General features: G+C 34.4%; 10 protein-coding genes. All 10 read right to left on the bottom strand.

All coding sequences use genetic code 11. The features are described from left to right. Nucleotides 1–39 precede the first annotated feature (39 nt). Nucleotides 40–2,313, bottom strand: a complete 2,274-nt coding sequence (locus ABUA34_RS00215) for an ATP-binding protein (protein WP_055147236.1) — start codon at nucleotides 2,311–2,313, stop codon at nucleotides 40–42. 80 nt (nucleotides 2,314–2,393) lie between these two features. Then, the gene (locus ABUA34_RS00210; RefSeq protein WP_055147233.1) at nucleotides 2,394–3,833 is read right to left on the bottom strand and encodes an ATP-binding protein; all 1,440 of its coding nucleotides are present in this window, start codon (nucleotides 3,831–3,833) and stop codon (nucleotides 2,394–2,396) included. A 169-nt stretch (nucleotides 3,834–4,002) separates the two neighbouring features. Continuing rightward, complete coding sequence (locus ABUA34_RS00205) at nucleotides 4,003–5,901, bottom strand: ATP-binding protein (protein ID WP_055147230.1); 1,899 nt, start codon at nucleotides 5,899–5,901, stop codon at nucleotides 4,003–4,005. 21 nt (nucleotides 5,902–5,922) lie between these two features. After that, nucleotides 5,923–6,669, bottom strand: coding sequence for an HNH endonuclease (locus tag ABUA34_RS00200; RefSeq protein ID WP_172674891.1), 747 nt, complete (start codon nucleotides 6,667–6,669; stop codon nucleotides 5,923–5,925). 86 nt (nucleotides 6,670–6,755) lie between these two features. Continuing rightward, a complete protein-coding gene (locus ABUA34_RS00195; protein WP_349822647.1) occupies nucleotides 6,756–7,451 on the bottom strand; it encodes a phospholipase D-like domain-containing protein in 696 nt (231 codons plus the stop codon). Continuing rightward, nucleotides 7,433–9,196: a DrmB family protein gene (gene drmB, locus ABUA34_RS00190; protein WP_349822646.1), complete on the bottom strand. Its 1,764-nt coding sequence runs from the start codon at nucleotides 9,194–9,196 to the stop codon at nucleotides 7,433–7,435. The genes ABUA34_RS00195 and drmB overlap by 19 nt, the downstream gene beginning before the upstream one ends. Further along, a complete protein-coding gene (gene drmA, locus ABUA34_RS00185; RefSeq protein ID WP_349822645.1) occupies nucleotides 9,196–12,663 on the bottom strand; it encodes a DISARM system helicase DrmA in 3,468 nt (1,155 codons plus the stop codon). The genes drmB and drmA overlap by 1 nt, the downstream gene beginning before the upstream one ends. A gap of 13 nt (nucleotides 12,664–12,676) precedes the next feature. Further along, complete coding sequence (locus ABUA34_RS00180) at nucleotides 12,677–15,409, bottom strand: DEAD/DEAH box helicase family protein (RefSeq protein WP_349822644.1); 2,733 nt, start codon at nucleotides 15,407–15,409, stop codon at nucleotides 12,677–12,679. Next, nucleotides 15,409–16,947 (bottom strand): site-specific DNA-methyltransferase, encoded by a 1,539-nt coding sequence (locus ABUA34_RS00175; protein WP_349822643.1) that lies wholly within the window; start codon nucleotides 16,945–16,947, stop codon nucleotides 15,409–15,411. Before ABUA34_RS00175 ends, ABUA34_RS00180 begins: the two co-directional genes overlap by 1 nt. A 9-nt stretch (nucleotides 16,948–16,956) precedes the next feature. After that, a complete protein-coding gene (drmD, locus tag ABUA34_RS00170; protein WP_349822642.1) occupies nucleotides 16,957–19,545 on the bottom strand; it encodes a DISARM system SNF2-like helicase DrmD in 2,589 nt (862 codons plus the stop codon). Nucleotides 19,546–19,558 lie beyond the last annotated feature (13 nt).

Below are 19,558 nucleotides of genomic sequence, written 5' to 3'. Positions count from 1 at the left end.
CTTTTAACGAGGCTTTAATTTTTTGTAATATTAAAAATCCTATAGATTGGGGGTAATTTCTTCTGTTTCTACATCCACACATTCGTTTTTCTCAACTATTTTCTCTCCGTCATTCGTTTGTAAATACTTCATATCATTAAGCTGTAAAATCACTGGTTGTTTTAGCCCGATACCTTTTCCAATAGCAATTGCGTGTCTTTCTTCCAATGTCGGCAAGGTATCCGAATAATCCTTACCAATATAATTTTCCAAGAAAGATTTTCCTGTATCATCAAATACTCTTAATGCAAAAATTGTATTGCATTGGTTCAATATACTCTTTGTTACATTTGCCGTACGCTGCGTAACTATAATGCAACCAAGTCCGTACTTTCTACCTTGTAAAATAACTTTTGCAGTGCCATTCGCATGAGAATTATCATCTTTTACTACAACTGAATTAAACTCCGGAGTCAATGAATGCGCTTCTTCATAAACAACACAACATCTCGCCTTATCTATTTGCCCTAAATCCATACACTTTTTAAGAACTATTTCAGAAATAATTTGAACCTTTTCAACCAAAGAGACATCCTTCAGCTCTGTAATTCTAAAATCAGTTGCAGCTTGTCTAACAATATATTTTTCAGGATTAAGTACCATCACAGATTTGTTATTAGCATCCATAAATCCAGACACTGCCGATTCCATCAGCTTTTTAAAATTCTCAACATTTCCCCACGAAGATTTTGAATCACTTGTACCTGTACGCATTGATTGTGACTCAAGTTCATCTATTTTCTCCTGCAGCAAATCACTTACTATTTGTGCTTCAGGAATATATTTGTACAAACCATTATCACTTGCATATTGATTTGTAATATCTAAACATATAACTTTTATTCCAGCGGCAACAATTTTTTTAATCAACTCGAACGTTAAACATGATTTTCCAACTCCTAATATTCCTAATACTGCCGTATTATGAGTTACAAGAGCATTAATATTCTTTATAGGTATACTCATATCAGATCCCGGTAACCGACCAATAGAAGTTATTGCTATTTCTTGCAAATCAATATCTCGATTTACTTTGCACAGGTATACAGGCTCATAAACTTTCGGTGTCCAATTAACATGTTTTATCTCATGATGTCCGGCATCATAATGCCCTAATTTTCTTGCTACTGCACATATATATCCATACTCGCTATCCGCACTGTTACTAGCTATCTTTGTAATGCCATTAATTACTTGGTAAAGAACTTCACTTCCTGCAATATGTGTTTTAACTATTGTTCCTTCTGTTAATCGCGTTTCATCTATTTTGCATGTATTAAACCTGATAGTACTAACATTCGATTCAGGAAGAACAAATCCAATAAAATCATCACGTTCCATAAAAATAGTTGATAATTTCAACTGTTCAAGAATTGATTGTTTTATTTTTCCATTATTCAAAACATGTGCAGTTCCTAAATTTTCCGTATAATTAATGTTAATTCCTATATCTTCCAAATCATTTAGTGTAATTTCCAGTTCTGCATTATCCAATAACATTATGCTTATCCAAGTTGAATCAATAAGGTTCTTTCTTTGTATTTCTATTCCCAAACAATAAGAATCAGAGTCTACCTTTACCGCATACACAGAGTTTCTACTTGAAGATACAAGTTTTTCTTTTTCGTCTGTTTTAGGAACTGAAATTGTATATAAGTTTGACTCTGAATTTTTTATAGCTACTCCAATACACGAATCAATATCTTTTTCTTTTATTATCCCCATCAACTGACTAAATTTGGCAATAATGCTTTCTACAAGTCCAATTGGTACCATACATATCCATAAAGCAATCGCTGCGAATAACATAGGTGTATTATCTCTAAAAAACGAAAATGCCGAGACAAGATACACCACAGAAAACATAGTTTTAGAACTTCCTAAATGCTTTAAACACCAAAAACTAATCCGTTTTGCCTTTTCATTATAATTTTTTACAACCATATGAAAAATACTTAATATAAACATACAAACTGCATAAACAAGTAATTCAATGTAACCATTCAATTCCTGCCGATTTGTAATAGCTAGTAAAACCAATATCAACGAAATACTATTAGACAAAGTGTCTGTTGGCGATGAAAAATATGGTTCAGTTACGTACATTCCCATTATAATCAATAAGATCCCAGAGAAAAACCAAACTGATGCAGCCTCCGACTGATTCAATATATCCGCTATTCCCCCATTTAGCAATCCATATATCATAACAATTATAAAAATATATATTCCCGCCACAAGTAGTCTCTGCAATTGTGACAATTGTCTCTTCATTTTTCATTCTCCTTTTTAATTTTGCTATAACTTCTCTGAACTATTATCACATTGGATTCCTGTCCATAAAATATGCCTACTTACTCCCCTTTAATCTCCCAGTGACCGCTATATCCACTTCCGACATATACAATATTCGTCATTTGTTTTATTCTTCTCTTCACAGTCCTTACACCAACACCTAACCTTGTTGCAATTTCTGATGTGGAAATTTGAGGATTTTCTTCTATCATGTCAAAGATTTGTTTCTGCAATTTGTCTTGAGTGCCACCTTGAGTGCCACCTTGAGTGCCATCTTGAGTGCCATCTTGAATGCCATCTTGAATGCCTCCCTGAGTATCATTAACATTCATCACATAATCATGTCCATAATTCAGATTATACAAAGTCAATGTAAAATCATCATTATCCGCATCAAAGACTGGCATCCTAGACTCATCAAATTCGACTTGTCCCTCATAATCTGCCAATATTTTCTTGAAACCACTACCTCTACGCTCCATGTATTTCAAGCGGCTGAATATATCAGCTAATATCGGATTTCTTCGCTTTGATGGAATTTTCAATAGATCTTTTCCTTCTAGAGAAATCCCACTTACCATTCCACCAGGCGAATATATTTCAATTCTATCATCGAACATATCTATATGGACTTCACTGCCTATCTCCATATAGTTTCTATGAATTAATGCATTTACTACACCTTCAAGCACTGCCCGATCCGGATAATCCGGCATTTCAATTCTGCCGTCCCCAACCTTACGCCATGCCTTCTTAGAGTTATTTCTCACAAAATCAGTTCCCGCCTGCAACAATGTGACAAGACTGCCAGTATATTCCTTATCATCAAGTGCATCTACAATTCCAGATGCCTTAGTAAGTCCATTCCATCTAGTGCAAAACAATCTGGAATGACGCACAGGTGATTCATCTGCCAGAAGTGCTCCAGCATTCGTCAGATTCCCTTTTTCATCAATCAATCCAAATGATTCATAATCTGTATCTTCAAATGTATTTCCTGTTCTCTGCTTATATACTGATTTCAATTTTGTAAATGACATATTGTCAAAATCATAGCTTGATTTCAGGCTATCATAGCTTTCACCGCTACCACGAAGAACCAGTTCTCTTAGTTGTGAAGGAGTCGCTGGAACACTTTCATTTCCTATACGCATAAATGCGACAAGTTGCCCGTCTCCCTCATAATAGTATGGTGTCTGCTGCCCTTTCATAACTTCTACAATAACAAAAGTCTTGTCCCCATCTTTTTCAAACGAAAGCTTAAACTCTGGTATTGGATTCAAATGTATTTTTATTGCTTCACTAATTTTCTCCGCATCACTTTCTGCATCAGCAAGTCCCACTAATTCACTATTGTTAGATACACCAAATATCAACTTGCCACCAAAACAATTAGCAAACGCACTGATGCTCTTGCACCAACTTTTAGGTTTCTTCTCTTCAAGAGCAAGCTTTTTGTCATAATCTGTGGTTTCACCAATTAGCAGCTTTATGTCCATGAATTCACTCCTTCTTTATTTTATGATTGATAAAACTATCTCAATATATAATTAAGCTTTTTCGTATTCAAAAACAGATTCTATCATTTATTGTTTTATGTTTACTATCAATTAAATTCACAAGCTCATTCAAAGTGATAAACTTATTCTTTAACTACATTATATATCCTTATTTATCAGATTTATTATTCTTTTTCATGCTTATGTCTTCATACATTTTATATAAATCATCATTATATCTTCTTGCTTCTGCAAGCAAATCCGAATATGATTTAATAAAAATACCCTCTTTTTCTAATCCTTTTCTATACTTATTTGCTCCTGGTTCATATGTCATATTATCAGATATCAAAAATCCCTTCACATTTCCCTGTGTTTGCGGAAACTGTGTTTCTATAAACTCTACATACTCGCAAATTTGTTGTATCTCTTTCATTGTCAATTTTATCCTTGGTCTTTTTAATTCTATAACATGAATAACACCTGCACTATTTGTACACAAAAAATCCAATCTTCTATTACTTTCTGGTAATATAGATTCATCATTAAATTTTTGTTTCAATAACTTTGTATAGGTAATTTCTCTTTCAAACTTTGACATCTTTGCATCTAACAGCCATGGAAATTCTTCTAGAAATTTTTGGATAACATCTCTCTCAGATGCATTAGTCTGTATAAATTTTTCAAATTGTTCAATAGTCTTTACTCTACCTATAGCAATCTTGGCATATTCTTTCGCTTCAATAGTGTTCCAGTCTGTAAGTAATTTTATAGCATGCTCATTATCTAATTCTTGTAATTCATCTAACTCTGCAGTAAATTGTTTAAATCCCTCAAAGCTATACATATCTTTAATACATCCAATATAATCTGCTGCTATATCCTCAGCAATATCATCATTTTCAATAATTGCATTTGTTAACTTCTGTGCTAAAGGTCTTTCTGCTGGATTGAGAGCTTTTATCCATTCGTCTACATCATAACCATGAGAAGATACTTTCCTTTTCTTTTCCGCTTTTCTTTGCTCCCTCCACTTCTTTTGAGCTATAGACACAAGTTTCTTTATAAGTTCTTGTAATTTAAATAACTCCTCATTCTCATCTATATCCCACGCAAGAGATTTTCTATCTGTAGAACAATTATCAACGTCAAAACTATTGTCTATAAAATCCACATCAAAACTTCCTGACATATATTGAAAAAAATTATCGTTTGCTCTATCATCAAATGAACTATGTTCCTGAACAAGTTTTCCTCTTGAAAATAATACTATTCCTTGAACATCCTTATTCAATGGTGTTTGTGATGTATATATCTTTCCTTGTACTCCTTTAACTTTGCCAAATTCGAATAAATCTTTGAATTTATAAGTTTCCGTATCAAAATCTTTTTCAAAATCTTCTGGAAATTTCCATATAAACTGACATTTATCCTCCGGGATATCATTTGAATTAATTTCATATTTTTCATCATCATTTATATGTACAACAAATTTATCTGAATAAATATGGAATCTAGTTTGCAAATTTCTATGTAGTCTTTCAATATCAAAATCCGACTTTCTTGATAAATGCTCAATAAAAAAAGAGGTTCCATTTTTTTCGTCAGTTTTAATACAATAATCAATAACTGTAGGCTTATATACATTTCCCTCACAATCTTTTAACTGCTCATAGTCCATTACAAAAGTATTCTTGATGCCAGACTTAACAGTTGAAATCGTAATTTTTTTACCTATTCCAAACATTGACAGCTTTCCAAGCCCCTTTTTACCTAACACTTTTCTTCCACCATCAGTTTCATCTTTATGCATTTCAACTCTACGATTTCTTCCAATTTTCAAAAAATAATCATTTAATTCAGAAAATGTCATTCCAATGCCGTCATCAGAAACAGTAATAGTCTTCTCACCTTCATTTTTAAAGTTTATATAAACATTATTTGCATCAGCATCCCAAGCATTTGATACCAACTCTGCAATCATTGGTGGAATCGTTGAATATAGTTTTACCCCCAAGTGATCTATTGTATTTATATCAAATGTTACCTGTAATTCTTTCTGCTCCATCCTATGACACCTTCTTTCTCATTAATTATCATAATAAAAATGATATATATTATTTGTATAAATGTTTATTCCCTTTTCTTTATTACATTTACTACACATCAATTGCATATTTGATACATCATTGAGTCCACCATCTTCTAAAGGAACAATATGATCGTATTGATTCTCATATTGTTCCTCAATATCCATGATTCCGGATAGATCCTTTTGACACATAACACATTTGCAACGGTCTCTATATTTGACTGCACGTTTTACCCATAGTGGAACATTTTTTCTATCTGACTTCCCTAGGAGCACATCTGACATAAATATATTAAAATGCATCAAAAACTCTCTGTTCTGAAACAGCAAATAGACTACTTCGTTCTTAATACAATCAATCACATCATAATAATTGTCCTCAAGATAATTAGTATATTGTGTGGCAACATCCAAAGCTTCAAACTCATCTGGAGTTATATTTTTTGCAATCCAATCTTCCATTTTTTCAATGCATCCTTGATAATGCATAATCGCCAATTCGAATGTAGTGTATTTGTATCCATATCTATAGAATACTTCATGTTTTTTACCAATTACATTTTCAAATCTATCTGCATCAATAGCACTTTCAACATCTAACGCCATATACTTATTTTGTTCGAAAAGAATTCTTTCCACAGCAAAATCTACAAAGCTATGAAGATACGATTCTTTAGAAAAATCTTCTCTTTCACATTCACTTAACGGATCTGTAAATTCTGCCAATGTTCTAGCATAATCCAAGCTAGAGTCCTCAATAATATATTGAATTATTGAACAAAAATAGTATGTGTTAAAATATTTCATTTCTAATTTTCGCAAAACAACACCTACTCTCTTAATTTTGAGAATACTTTCATCCTTACCATTTTTTTCATAACTTCCTCTATCTGTTTTGCCTTATCATGGGATTCAATCAAGAATCCCATTTCAATATTTCCTTGCATTCCGTGATATGAAAGATTCGCCGATGACACTAGTGACCTCTTTACATCTGATACAATAAGTTTCGCATGCAATGCTGCCATCTTGTCATCTTCTTGCTTTTGATATTCATATATCTGTAAGAATCTCGAACGATATGACATCAGCCTGTCAAGTACTTCTTTCTGCTTTTCTATATCATTTACATATATACGAACATATACTCCTTGCTGGCTTTTTTTAATAATAATATCGAGCATTTCGGCAAAATAATCTGAGATTGAATAACCAGTTATAGTAAGACTCTTTTCCGTATTCTCTATCATATTACGCATTGTATCTTTGGTTCTTAATGTTTTCACACGGAATGAATCTGGTGCAGTAAGAACAAGTTCTGCGTGTTCAATTTTCTTTGACGAATACATCTTCATACAAAGGCTGATTATATCTGTTATCTCTTGTTCAGAACAATTAGTAAAATGATTTCTAAGTTCTTCAATCACAAGACGAAACTGTGCATTCTCTCCATTAACAGAATAATTTTCAAGTGCATCTACAATCAGACCTGCGATATATTCGATTTTTACACTTGTATTCCACATAAATCTCTCACCAATTCTCTGAAATATCCCATTTCCTCATGCTCCGGTACCGGTACAACTAATGCTCTATCAAGTAGGCGGTTACCATTTTCACATGCAGTTTCTGATATCATAGTACAAGAATGACAGGCAGCCCCATTTAATCTCTCACTCGTCGGATTCTTCATAAAGCATTCTGGGTCTGTTGTACATGTTAAACCATTCTCCAGTGCCCCTTTTAAAAGCGGCAAAAACTTATTCATTCCGCCAAGTTCAACAAGTCCACCTAGTGAACCTTCCTTATCCGCCGCACCTGTGTAAATTAAAATTCCACACATATTTTCACTACTATAAATGCGTTCATGTAATGCAGATGATGAATATCCTGACTGCATAGACATTTCCTTAATCAACATATGTGAAAGTGTATGTAACAACACATACTCTGCATTTCTTGGTTTAAAATTCTCCCATCCTTTTTTCTGACAATATGCTGCATAACATTCCTCATATTTATCAGAACGAGATTTCACAGTCTCTATCTGCATCCACTGGTTTATTTTTTCCTTATTTAATTCAATAAATACACCTTCACCATTGATTTCGACTGCCGGAAGCCATTTTTCTCCCGAAGAGCACTTCAATTTTACGATATGTGACTGCTCATCCACTTCTGGTTCTGGTGCCTCCAATCTTGTAAAACCTGTCAAAACTCGTACTTCACGTAATCTATGTATTTTAATAATCCTAGAAATATACTCTTTTAAACTTTCACTCAAAGCAACTTCTTCTGCTTTGAAGTACTTAACATCATGTTGATACTCGACATCCTCATGATGCGTAATAGCTGCATACTCCATTTCTTTAAGTTCAGTAAACTCTTTGATATTTTGGCTTAATCTATCATAGGCCGCTTTAAAGTCTTCATAAGAATATTTATCTCCAAAATACTTCTGATAAGCAAATGAAAGACCTGCCTCTTCTCCCATAGCCTCTACCAATGTTTCAATAGTTGCTCTTTGTGTACCCATGATATCATTAATAGGATTTGTCCAAGGTGGAATTGATATTGCATTTCTTGTGACTGTAAAATACACATTAGATGCACCACGCTGGCTAGGTATTACACTCTTCTTACAAATTTTCGCCTTTGCTCCTGGTCTATGCGGATGGTTTCCTGAACAGCATAGACCAGCAAATTTTTCCTTCTGCATTGCTCCAGACATAACTCTCCTTGCACCGCAATTACACTCAACACGGAGTTCTGCAAGTGATGAAGTATTGCCCATTGATTTTAGGTACATATCTTCTTTACAACTTGTTTCTCCATGATGTACCCACCATCTCCAAGGGAAATCGTCCATATGCCCATCTTCGCATACTGTTATAAATCTCGAAGGGTATGCTGGGAATCCACACTTAGGGCATTTCACTTCACCTTGATTCTTTTTGTACTGGTCCATATCAAAGTAATCTCTCATATCAAATAAGAATTTACATGTTCCCTTTGAACACACATGGTAGTATGGAAATGACACAACTGGAATATCCTCTTTTCCACCTGTCTTTGGCATAAAGAATCGTCGAACATTCATATAACTAGCCAATCTTGCATCTCTAATTTCTTTACCAATATTGTTAGTATCCCAGTACTCTATATCTAAAACTGTCAATGAATCATTTACAGCATCCATTATCGAGCCTGGTCCATATGTAGTTATTAACTGATTCGGACGAATCTCGCCCAATTTTTTATAAAAATTCATCAGACACCCTCCCAATAAAAAACTGTTGATGATTGCTCAACATCACGCATAGAATTTAGTGTTGGTTTTTCTTTGTCTCCATAATATTCGCCATAGTATGTAAGCAGCCTCTTCTTATCATCAGCTACTGCTGGAACAAAATAATATAGCTTTTCGTCTTTTGCAATGTTCTTCCAAGTATTGATAAACTCATCCATTTCTTTCTCTGTATCTACATAAGACGATGGTGCAGTTATCTTAACTCGTTCAAGAATTTTGTCTTTTATATCTTTGATTTGTTCATCAGAAATATCATTAATGTTTGATGCTCCACCATTATCAGCCATCGTCTCTACCTGTAATCTTAGTAAAGAAACTACCAATGCATGTAATACTCTGTCTCTAGCTCTAGCCGCAAATGGCGTTGTTGTAGTTCCTTCTACATATCTATACATCTGTGAGTGGAAACCAACAAAATTCTCATAATTAGACAAATCCCTTGGTCTGTAAGGATTATAAACAGTAAAAATAATTCCAGGATGCTGTCGACCCACACGGCTTGTTGCCTGAATATATTCAGAGTTCTGCTTTGGCTGACCTACAACTGACATAAGTCCTAAACGGTCAACATCCATACCTACCGCTATCATATTAGTTGCAATAACAACATCATAACAGCCTTGCTTCTCCTTGTTTTTATCATAAGAAATTGCTAACTTTTCAAGAACCTGCGCAATATCCCATGAAGGTATGCGGGATGTAATTTCCTTCTTTCCCTCAAAACTGAGATACCTCTGTTCTAAGCTATTATATTTATTCTTTACAACACGAATACGGCTTGCTATATCGTCGTCAAGAAGGCGCACTGCACCACCCAATTCTCGAATACTATTAAAGTACCCAATCAATGTGTAATATGGATCAATATAATCCTCATATTCCGGTTCCTTTGCTATATCTAGTGCTGTTTGCAAAATAATCGAATACAAACGAATAAGAGTTGTTTTTACAGATTGTCCGCTCGCACATATACCAGCATATTGACGAAATGGCTTTTTTCCATCACTAATCATTCTACTGATTTTTTCTTCTGAAGCATCAACTAAATTTTCAGTTGGAAGCGGTACTTCCTTAATAAAAAATGAATCTCTTGTATCAAAGCCACTTGGCGGAAATTGTGCAAATTCATTTCTCCCATAAAGGAACTTAATCTGTTCCCCAGCATTTCTAATAGTTGCTGTTGAAACAATATACTTAGGTCGAATCTTCTTTCCATTCTTCTCAATACAACACATCTCTTCTACAACAGTTTCATATCCACCATAAATCGTTCCAAGAGGACCAGTAATTAAATGAAGCTCATCCTGTATAATTAGCTCAGGAGGATAGAATGGTTTACATGCAACCGTTTCAGCCCTTTCCAATCCCGCTGCGACATCTGCATTATGTCTTCCTGCATGCTTTTCTCCAATAGCAATATGTCCACATCTACTACAATATCTATCTGTTCTGCCAAATAGCAAACCAACTCGTTCAGACCATGGAAGTCTCGCAAATTTATCTACAGTAGAAATAATCACAGTAGGACACTTTGCATAAATTTCCTCATCAACAAGATAAACCGGTATGGTTCTTCCTGTTTTTAACGAAAACATACAATTCTTATCTGCACAATGAATTTTAACATACTTTCCCTTTTCATTGATGTCATATTCATCCCGTGTGATTTCCTTACCACAATAAGGGCATTTAATAATCTGCTTTGTAAGCTTCCTTATAAATTCTTTCTTCTTAAATTGATCAGAATCACTGTATTCGCTAAATTTATTTGGGGTAACATTACCTCCAACCCAGAATCCAATTGAAATTTTTTCCTTACCATATAATTTTTCATTCTTCTCACGCAATTGTTCCATTGCAACAATAAGACGCATCAGTCTGTCTCTCTGCTGAGTTGTAAGTAAACGAAGCGTGTACCTTAAAAATACTGTTACTCCACCATCTTTCTCATAATCAGTTTCATCTGAAGCTGTCAGTCTCCTATATGCTATAGTAAAAGCAATCAGCCCTAAATATGCCTCTGTCTTACCACCACCAGTAGGGAAGTATAATAAATCAACAATATTTCGTTCCGGAGACTCACCATCCATAATCCCATACAAATTCAAAAGAACAAATGCAATCTGGAATGGTCTCCACTCACTGTGATCTTTCTTTCTTCCTTTTTCTGGCATATCAGTCATATAATCTCTTAAGCTGCAAGGAATGCCATTACCATAATCTTTTGAAAAAGCTGTAATACTTCTCTGTAAATACATTGCTTGATTCATAAATACAAACGCTTGATATACCTTATCATTGTTTTCAATCAAATCAATTCCAGCATTCATCCTACGATTTGCATCATTGCATTTATCAATAATAGTCTGACCTGTTGCCTTAAATTTATCATCATGCATAGCTTCGTCGTTTGTCAATGCATCTGTAATCCAACTTCCATACATTTCTGTCAATGTACGAAGATTCTGAATAACTTCTGACTTTCTCTTTGGTGAGCCCATCTGAAGCATCGAAAAGGCATGCTCCGGCATATCATCTATCTGTGCACTTACACTTGGAATTTCATAATCTGGAATAAATGATGATTTTATAGCAGTCGCATTTATCTCTTCTGCTTTCTTTTCCCAAGTAGCAGCACAACCTCTTCCTCTTGCATAAACTGGTCTGCCTTTATAATAATATTCATCCTCTAATTCAACTTTTCTACAGAGATATTCTGGTACAAAAACAGGACTCATCAAATCATCTGCTATGAGCATCTCCACTTGGAACATTACCTTTGCATATTCTTTTTCATCGCCATCTGACTTATCATTATTATGCAAATAAACCGATACCATCTTGTATCCATTGTCTAACTGCATCTTCATAACATAAATATAGACGTTTCCATTAGACTCAAGTGAAATCTGCTTCGAACGCCCCATCTCATTAAAATCGATTTCCACAACATCATTCATCTGCTCACGAATATATATGGTATGTTTCTTCTTTTTCTTATTCTCTGCATCTTCTTCTAAGGTTTCATCTATTACTTCACCCTGCACCTGTTCTGCATAATACTTTCCCCAATTAATATAGGCATTAACCTTTTGAACATTATCAGAGACATAGAAAGACACACCTATAGAAGACGGCTTCTGAAAACCACCTTTTACTCTATCCTCTGGTTCCTCTTCTTCAAAAATTCCTGCCTCCAAAGTTTCTCCATCAGCATCGAAATTCTTTTCTGTAAACTCTACATCATTGTAATTTTCATCTTCCGTTACATCTGTATCAGCAGGATATAATAATCCCGTAATATAACTACTCGTTGGTACTTCATTCAATTGTTCACAATCTGATGTTGGTCCTATTAAGTCTTTTCGTACTGCATCTAAAATCTTCTGTCGAACAATAGCATGTTTAAAATCCTTTATATCAGCCATCTACAACCTCCTTTTATTCTCCGTCTACTACAACAGGAATTGCCATACCAATTACATATTTGAATGTATTACCTACTATAATCTTATCCCCTGGCACTAGGCGGTACTCCCAAGTCTTTCCGTCCGCATCCACCTGCGATGCACATTCGCACCACTTAATTGCAGCCTTTGCTTTTTCCTGTACATCTTCATTATCTGTTTGATTTGCAGCCTTCACTTCAATCATATATTTCTTGTCAGCCGTCTCTACTAAGAAATCAGGATTATATTGTTTTGCCGCCTTATAAAATAGTCCTAACTGATTCAAAGGTGGCTTTATAAATCTAATAACTTCTGAATCCTCTTCTAATACCACAGACAACCTTCTCTCATCATCACTATCAAATGCATTCTCTGCATAGTATGATTTCTTATATCCTTCAAACAAATATTGCTTAATATTTTTCTTATCTGGCACTTCCTTCTTAAAATTCAATCGTCCATTTTCCTTCATATTCTTCGCAAATGATTTGAATACAATAAGATCTTTCTGAACGTTAAATACAAACTCAGTGCTTTCTTCCTTTGACGCATATATCTGTTTTCTTAAGTCCTCTACTATAACAGATGCATATCTACGGACAATCTTCTTTTTTTCTTCATCCGTACCTTCGATTAATGCGAGATACTGATCAACCACCTCAAGAATAAATTCTGCATCATCAGAACTAAACTCCGGAATACTCTCCAATAAAGAAACTGCAAGCATATTCTCAGGATTTTCTACAATAAGTGCATCTGCATCCAGCACTTGCAGCAACTTACCATTTACAGCGTCATATCTCTCGATTCTCGATGCCGCAACATCAAAATCCATAATATTTCGTTTAACAGTAAAAGACTTAAATGTAATTGTTGAACTATAGCTAATTCCAATCTTTGGAACAGAGATAGCAACTTTCTTTAACTCTTCAACTTTCTTGATAAACTCTTGTTTTGCATATGGCAATACATTCTTACTGCCAGATGACTTCTGTAAATCAATCTGTAATGAAGCATCCCCCTGATGTACAGTAAATGATGTATCAACTGCATCAGTGCGCATGCCCGTCTGTGTCATTTTGTGATCTGATGCTGTGCCATCATTTGTTTCTTTTTCATCATCGTTAGCAAAATAATCAAAAATAGACATCTGTCCACTATCACTTTCGGACTTCTTGGGTGCTATTTTCTTTACAAATGCTTTCTGATACTCAGCAAACAGATTCTCCACCACATTTTCATTATTCAAATCTTGGTATGATTTCACTTTACTTTCGCATAACGCTTCATCAAATAATGAAATCTGCTGGTTCTCAACTGCTGGCTCTACCATAACTGTTTTTGTGTTCGGTATATCTTCCTCATCAAGATTTCTCTTCTTAAATACAGGGTTATTCTTGATATCATCCACAATCTCTCGATAATGATCGTGAGCAACAATATCCAAGGTATCTAATTCCTCAATACCCGTTATCTCACCAAAAGGAAGCCTCAATCCTCTACCAATAGTTTGAAGTGCCAATATATCACTCTTTGCAGCATTAAGTGGGATAATCGTAAACAGATTATTTACATCCCAACCTTCTTTCAGCTTATATACATGCAGCACAATCTCAATTGGATTGGTATTTTTCTCAATGGTTAGTAATTTCTGAATGTTTTCTTCTGTCTCTGCACCACTTGTGCTAGAGTCAATTTCAATAACCTTACCAACATAACGACCTCCAAAAAAAGCATCTGAATCTATTTTTTCTTTTATTTTTCTAGCATGTGTTGTATCTTTACAAGCTATCAAAACAATCGGCTTTACCTGTTCTAACTGATTGTCTATACAATATTTATATACGATGGACTTTCTTCTCTCATGAAGCTTGATTCCATCTTTCAACTTCATTTCCTCTATATCATCATCTGAATATCCTGCTGTATTTGTTCTTCCCATAACAACCGGAATCTTCAAAAACTTCCCAGCTCCATCCTCTAATCCGTAGTGATAAATAATATTCTTATTTGTACTTTTAGGTGTAGCAGTATATTCTAATCCCAACACTGGATTAAGATAATTAATCGCTTTCTTTGATGCTGGGGCATAGTAACGATGCGCTTCATCCATACAAATAACCAAGTCATCAAACGAACGTAACACATCCGCAAAAGAGCCACCCAAATTTTCATTAAACTTGTGAAATTTAAATTCAATATCTCCCCTAGTAAAAATCTTTGAAATATTAAAGATAAATATCTGAATATCAGATGTTTTTTCTACCACCATTTCCTCTTGGATATATCTTACCGGGTATGATAAATAATTTTCCCCATCATAAACTTTTGGTCTTCCCATCTCTGCTTCAAGTCCCTTAAACATGTATTTTGGATGTCCCGGGACCGCCTCTCGACGCATCTTGTCGTAAATCGTATTTCCTGGTGCCAAAATAAAGAAATGTTTGTACCCTTTTGTTTTGTATAAATAATAAATACATGCACCCATTAAACGGGACTTACCAATACCGGTTGTCATATCAAAGCAGAATGATGGAAAATCAAATTCCTTATCTACAGATATTGTATGTGGAGCTTGGCAATTCTCTGATGCTATTTTCTCTGCTTCGGCTTTTGAACTAGTTCTATACTCAATCTTGGAACTGATTGCATCAAAGTATTGTAGCGCTTCATACTGAGGATCACGCAGGCTCATAGCCCATTTGATTTTATCTACTGAACTCATTATTCCTGCACCTCACTTTCAAAATTACATTTATCCAATAAATCCTTTGGTATTTTTTTCACTTCCACATTCTCTGGAAGAATCATGTCAGCTTGATTTTTCTTACAATAGATAAGTAAACTCTGCTTATCCCCTAAGTTCTTCATTATCGACATCACATACTTTGTATTAACAAATTCTTCTGTGATATGTATGAATCGATTCTCTGATGAATGCCCTTGAAACTCCCCATATGGTTCATAGGTAAATCCTTCTATCTTACAAATAGCTTCACATACCATATCCCATGTATAAGATGGATTTATTTGATAAACAGGAAGAACTTTGTTCTTTACAAGTAATGGTTCTGCAAGTTCGTAGAATTTATATCCCCCGCCACCTTGCCAACCTACCTCTTTGGAAATTCCTCCCTGTTCTCCTTTTATTACTTTGTCCATTCTCACTTTACACAATGAATAGGCATGTTCTCCCATTTCTATCCCAATCCATTTTCTTCCTGTCTTGTGAGCAACGGCTGCTGTAGTGCCAGATCCCAAAAATGAATCTAGAACAATATCCCCCTCATCAGATGCAATATTAATTACTTGCTCGATAAGTTTTTCTGGTTTTGGAGTGTCAAAAGCTTTATTATCATTAAATAATGCTTTTATTTCTGCTTTAGCATTTCTATTGCTTCCAGCAAACTGAAATGACCATAGTGTTTCAGGTGGACGAGTTGCATCTTCTTCTGCAAATATTCTATAGTATGCTGTCCACCCATTTTTTCCGTCAACCCATTCAATTAGGTATGGATTACTATCAACTTTATCCTTAGACCATCTCCATCTCCCATCTGAACCATCTGCTCTTTTAGGGAAAACCTTCTTTCCATTGGGTGCAATTATAGGAAAGTATAAATTTGGTCTATCAGCTCTGCCATCAGCAGTTCCCATATATCTAAGCGGTTTCAAATAATACCTTTTTCCATCTTCAGTTTGTTTATTATAATGTTCTGGTATTTCACCAGAAGGAACTGGGTTTATCTTAACTAATTCAATATTCTTAGCATATACAAGTGTATGATCATATCTAGAAGAAAACAATTTTGCATCCATTCTTGGACTATCCGATTTTTCCCATGCAACATCGGCAATGAAATTTTTTCTTCCGAATATTTCATCCGCCATTACTTTAAAATAATGTACTTCATTATCATCTAATGAAACCCAAATCGTTCCTTCTTCACATAGCAATTCTGATAACTGTATTAGTCTTTTTTTCATAATACTCAGCCATAAACTATGTTCTACAGCATCATCATATTGCTCAAACGCACTTCCCGTATTATATGGTGGATCTATATAAATACATCTTATCTTTCCTCTATAATTCATTTCTAACGCTTTGAGTGCTAACAGATTATCCCCATGAATCAGCATGTTTTCTGTATTCGATTCACCATATGATTTTGATTTATCTTCGATTAATATTCTCGGTTCTAGTTTCTCTTCCTCATATTTACCAACCCATGTCAATTCTAACTTACCTTTTTTCTCCATGGTAGCCTCCTAAAACTTAATCACTATCTTTGTTACCAGTTGTGTTTTTACCAATATATCTTCTGCAAACTGCTTCTGCATATTTACAGCCTCTTCTTCCAATGTCGACATTTCATCATGAAATGCCCGTACCATTTTTTGTTTCTGTTCTTCTAAAATTTCTATTTGTTTTTTTAATGCAATCTTCTGTCTAAAATCGCCTTCAATTGCATATTTTTCTCTAAGCTCGTCTAATTCTGATGTATCCTTAACTGTAAGCAAATATTCCTCTTTTCTTGATTGCAGCCAATTATCCAATTTTTTCTGATTAGCAATCAAAACTGTTCTTTTAGATTCTGTATATTTCTGTTGCATAAATTCATCCACTTTATCAATATATAAAAGGATTTCTTGATTATTAGGAGTCTCTTCTTCTAAGCACTGCTCATTCAATTTTTCACAAAGCTCTCTAGCCAACACATCTGAAGCACCATATATTTTTCCTGTTATATCAATAATTTCAAATACTGCATCTTCAAGAATCTCACCAACATAAGAACCACCAATAAGTAAATATCCGTGTTGAATTCCCGGAATTTCCAAGTCTATATTAGTTTCATAGTACTTTGGACATGTCCCATTTTTCTCTTTACTTCTACCATTCCAATACTCAAACTGTGAATCGTATTCCGCTATTTCTTTCATAATAAAATTAAAATGAGACTTATGTTGTTCCTCTGTCTTATATGTAAATATGGATTTCAGTTCATCCATTTTCTTGTTTCGTTTCTTTTCTAATTCCTTTTCCAAATCCTTAAATTGCTTTGTAAAATCTGATGTTGTTTTACATTCCTGATATATAAGTGTAACTCTTTTTTCAAAATCTGCTCCACTTTCTAATAATCCAATAGCTTTATCGGATGCACCAAACACACCTTGGAATAACTCAAACTTTTCAGAAAGGATTTCATATACTCTCTTATCTGCTACATTCTGAGTATTAAGCAAATTAATAACCACAACATCGTTCTTTTGTCCATAACGATGACAGCGACCAATTCGCTGCTCTATCTTCTGCGGATTCCAAGGAAGGTCATAGTTTATAATCGTATTACAAAACTGAAGATTCAATCCTTCCGAACCAGAATCTGTTACAAGCAAAATCTTGTATTCATCCCTAAATGCTTCTACGATGGCATTCTTCAATTCAACATTTCTACTACCCACATACTTTCCATAATTTCTAGCTTTCCACGCCTTATAAATCTGTTTAGTAACAGGATCATTTGTACTACCATTAAACTTAAGTATCTGACCTTCATATCCGGCATGAGATAATTCTTCAAACATGTATTGTTGCGTTCTAATAGATTCCGTAAACACAACTATTCTTTGTTTTATGCCAGCTTCATCTTGAAATACAAAAGCTGTCTCCACCGCCTGTTTCAATGCTGTCATCTTCGCATTTCTTTTTATACTTTCAGCTTTATTAATAATGGCTGTCACCTCATCTATTTCATGCTGAATAAATTCATTTACCTTTTCTCTTGTGTATAATTCATCCTGCTTACTATCATCATCTGTCTCAATTTCATCATCATCAAAAAAACTAAGGAAAAAATCAATACTTTCATCCGCTGATTCAGTTCTAGTTGTTTCCTTCAAAGTTTCAAGTCTGCCTTTTAATACCTTGAAGGTTTCTGCAACTGCCATACTTGATGATGCAAGCAATTTTCTAATAACAGATGTAATAAGTGTTCTGTGTGAATTGGGCAAAGCATACAAAATTTCCTTTTTCAGATAATTATTTATCATTACATAAAGTTCTATCTCCATTGGCGATAGTTCAAAATCAATTGTCATTTCTTTGCGCTCTGAAAATTGGATATACTCAGCTACTTCTTTTCGTAAAGTTCTTTGCACAACAGGCTCTAAACAAACCTTCAAATCATTGTAATCTTCTCCTCGTAAATATCTTTCGGAAAATACCTGCTTACTATAAAAAACTCTATCATCAATAAACTGAACTAGTCCATAAATATCCAGCAAAGTATTCTGCATTGGAGTCGCAGTTAATAGAATCTTTGGAATTGTCTTTGTTAATTCATATAATGCGTTAGCCATCTTTGACCCATTCTTATACACATTTCTAAGCCGATGTGCTTCATCAAACACACAAAAATCCCAAGCTATCTTTCCAAACTCCGCTTTTCTTTTTGAGGCAAAGTGGTAGGAAACAATAATTACTGCTTGTTTACTCTTTACCTTCGTGAGATAATCCTCCCAGTTAGAACTATCCACAATTAATGAATCAATATCAAATTTCTCTTCTAATTCAACTTGCCATTGCTTTCGCAGATTTGATGGCATAATAAGTAGTATTTTATCTTTTCCACTGCATAGCAAATACTTTATGACCAAGCCAGCCTCAATAGTTTTTCCAAGACCTACCTCATCTGCAAGAATTGCTCCTCCAAGCTCTAATGAAGATAGCGCAAATGTGAATGCTTCAATCTGATGAGGATTGATGTCAATATCAGCCATATGCAAACAACTATATGGATTATTTTTTAATTCTTGTTGCTTTAATTCAGCATATGTACTTTCAACAATACCCATTTGCAAAATCTCC

It is taken from the genome of Coprococcus sp. RTP21428st1_C9_RTP21428_210409, from assembly GCF_040227395.1.
GTDB lineage: Bacteria > Bacillota > Clostridia > Lachnospirales > Lachnospiraceae > Coprococcus > Coprococcus aceti.
The sequence above is the reverse complement of the archived record's forward strand: the minus strand, read 5'-3'. Positions and strand labels throughout refer to the sequence as shown.

What these genes read in the sequence shown, in the direction of transcription:
- ABUA34_RS00215 (WP_055147236.1), bottom strand. Translation starts at nt 2,313, where the DNA reads ATGAAGAGACAATTGTCACAATTGCAGAGACTACTTGTGGCGGGAATA.
- ABUA34_RS00210 (WP_055147233.1), bottom strand. Translation starts at nt 3,833, where the DNA reads ATGGACATAAAGCTGCTAATTGGTGAAACCACAGATTATGACAAAAAG.
- ABUA34_RS00205 (WP_055147230.1), bottom strand. Translation starts at nt 5,901, where the DNA reads ATGGAGCAGAAAGAATTACAGGTAACATTTGATATAAATACAATAGAT.
- ABUA34_RS00195 (WP_349822647.1), bottom strand. Translation starts at nt 7,451, where the DNA reads ATGTGGAATACAAGTGTAAAAATCGAATATATCGCAGGTCTGATTGTA.
- drmB (WP_349822646.1), bottom strand. Translation starts at nt 9,196, where the DNA reads ATGAATTTTTATAAAAAATTGGGCGAGATTCGTCCGAATCAGTTAATA.
- drmA (WP_349822645.1), bottom strand. Translation starts at nt 12,663, where the DNA reads ATGGCTGATATAAAGGATTTTAAACATGCTATTGTTCGACAGAAGATT.
- ABUA34_RS00180 (WP_349822644.1), bottom strand. Translation starts at nt 15,409, where the DNA reads ATGAGTTCAGTAGATAAAATCAAATGGGCTATGAGCCTGCGTGATCCT.
- ABUA34_RS00175 (WP_349822643.1), bottom strand. Translation starts at nt 16,947, where the DNA reads ATGGAGAAAAAAGGTAAGTTAGAATTGACATGGGTTGGTAAATATGAG.
- drmD (WP_349822642.1), bottom strand. Translation starts at nt 19,545, where the DNA reads ATGGGTATTGTTGAAAGTACATATGCTGAATTAAAGCAACAAGAATTA.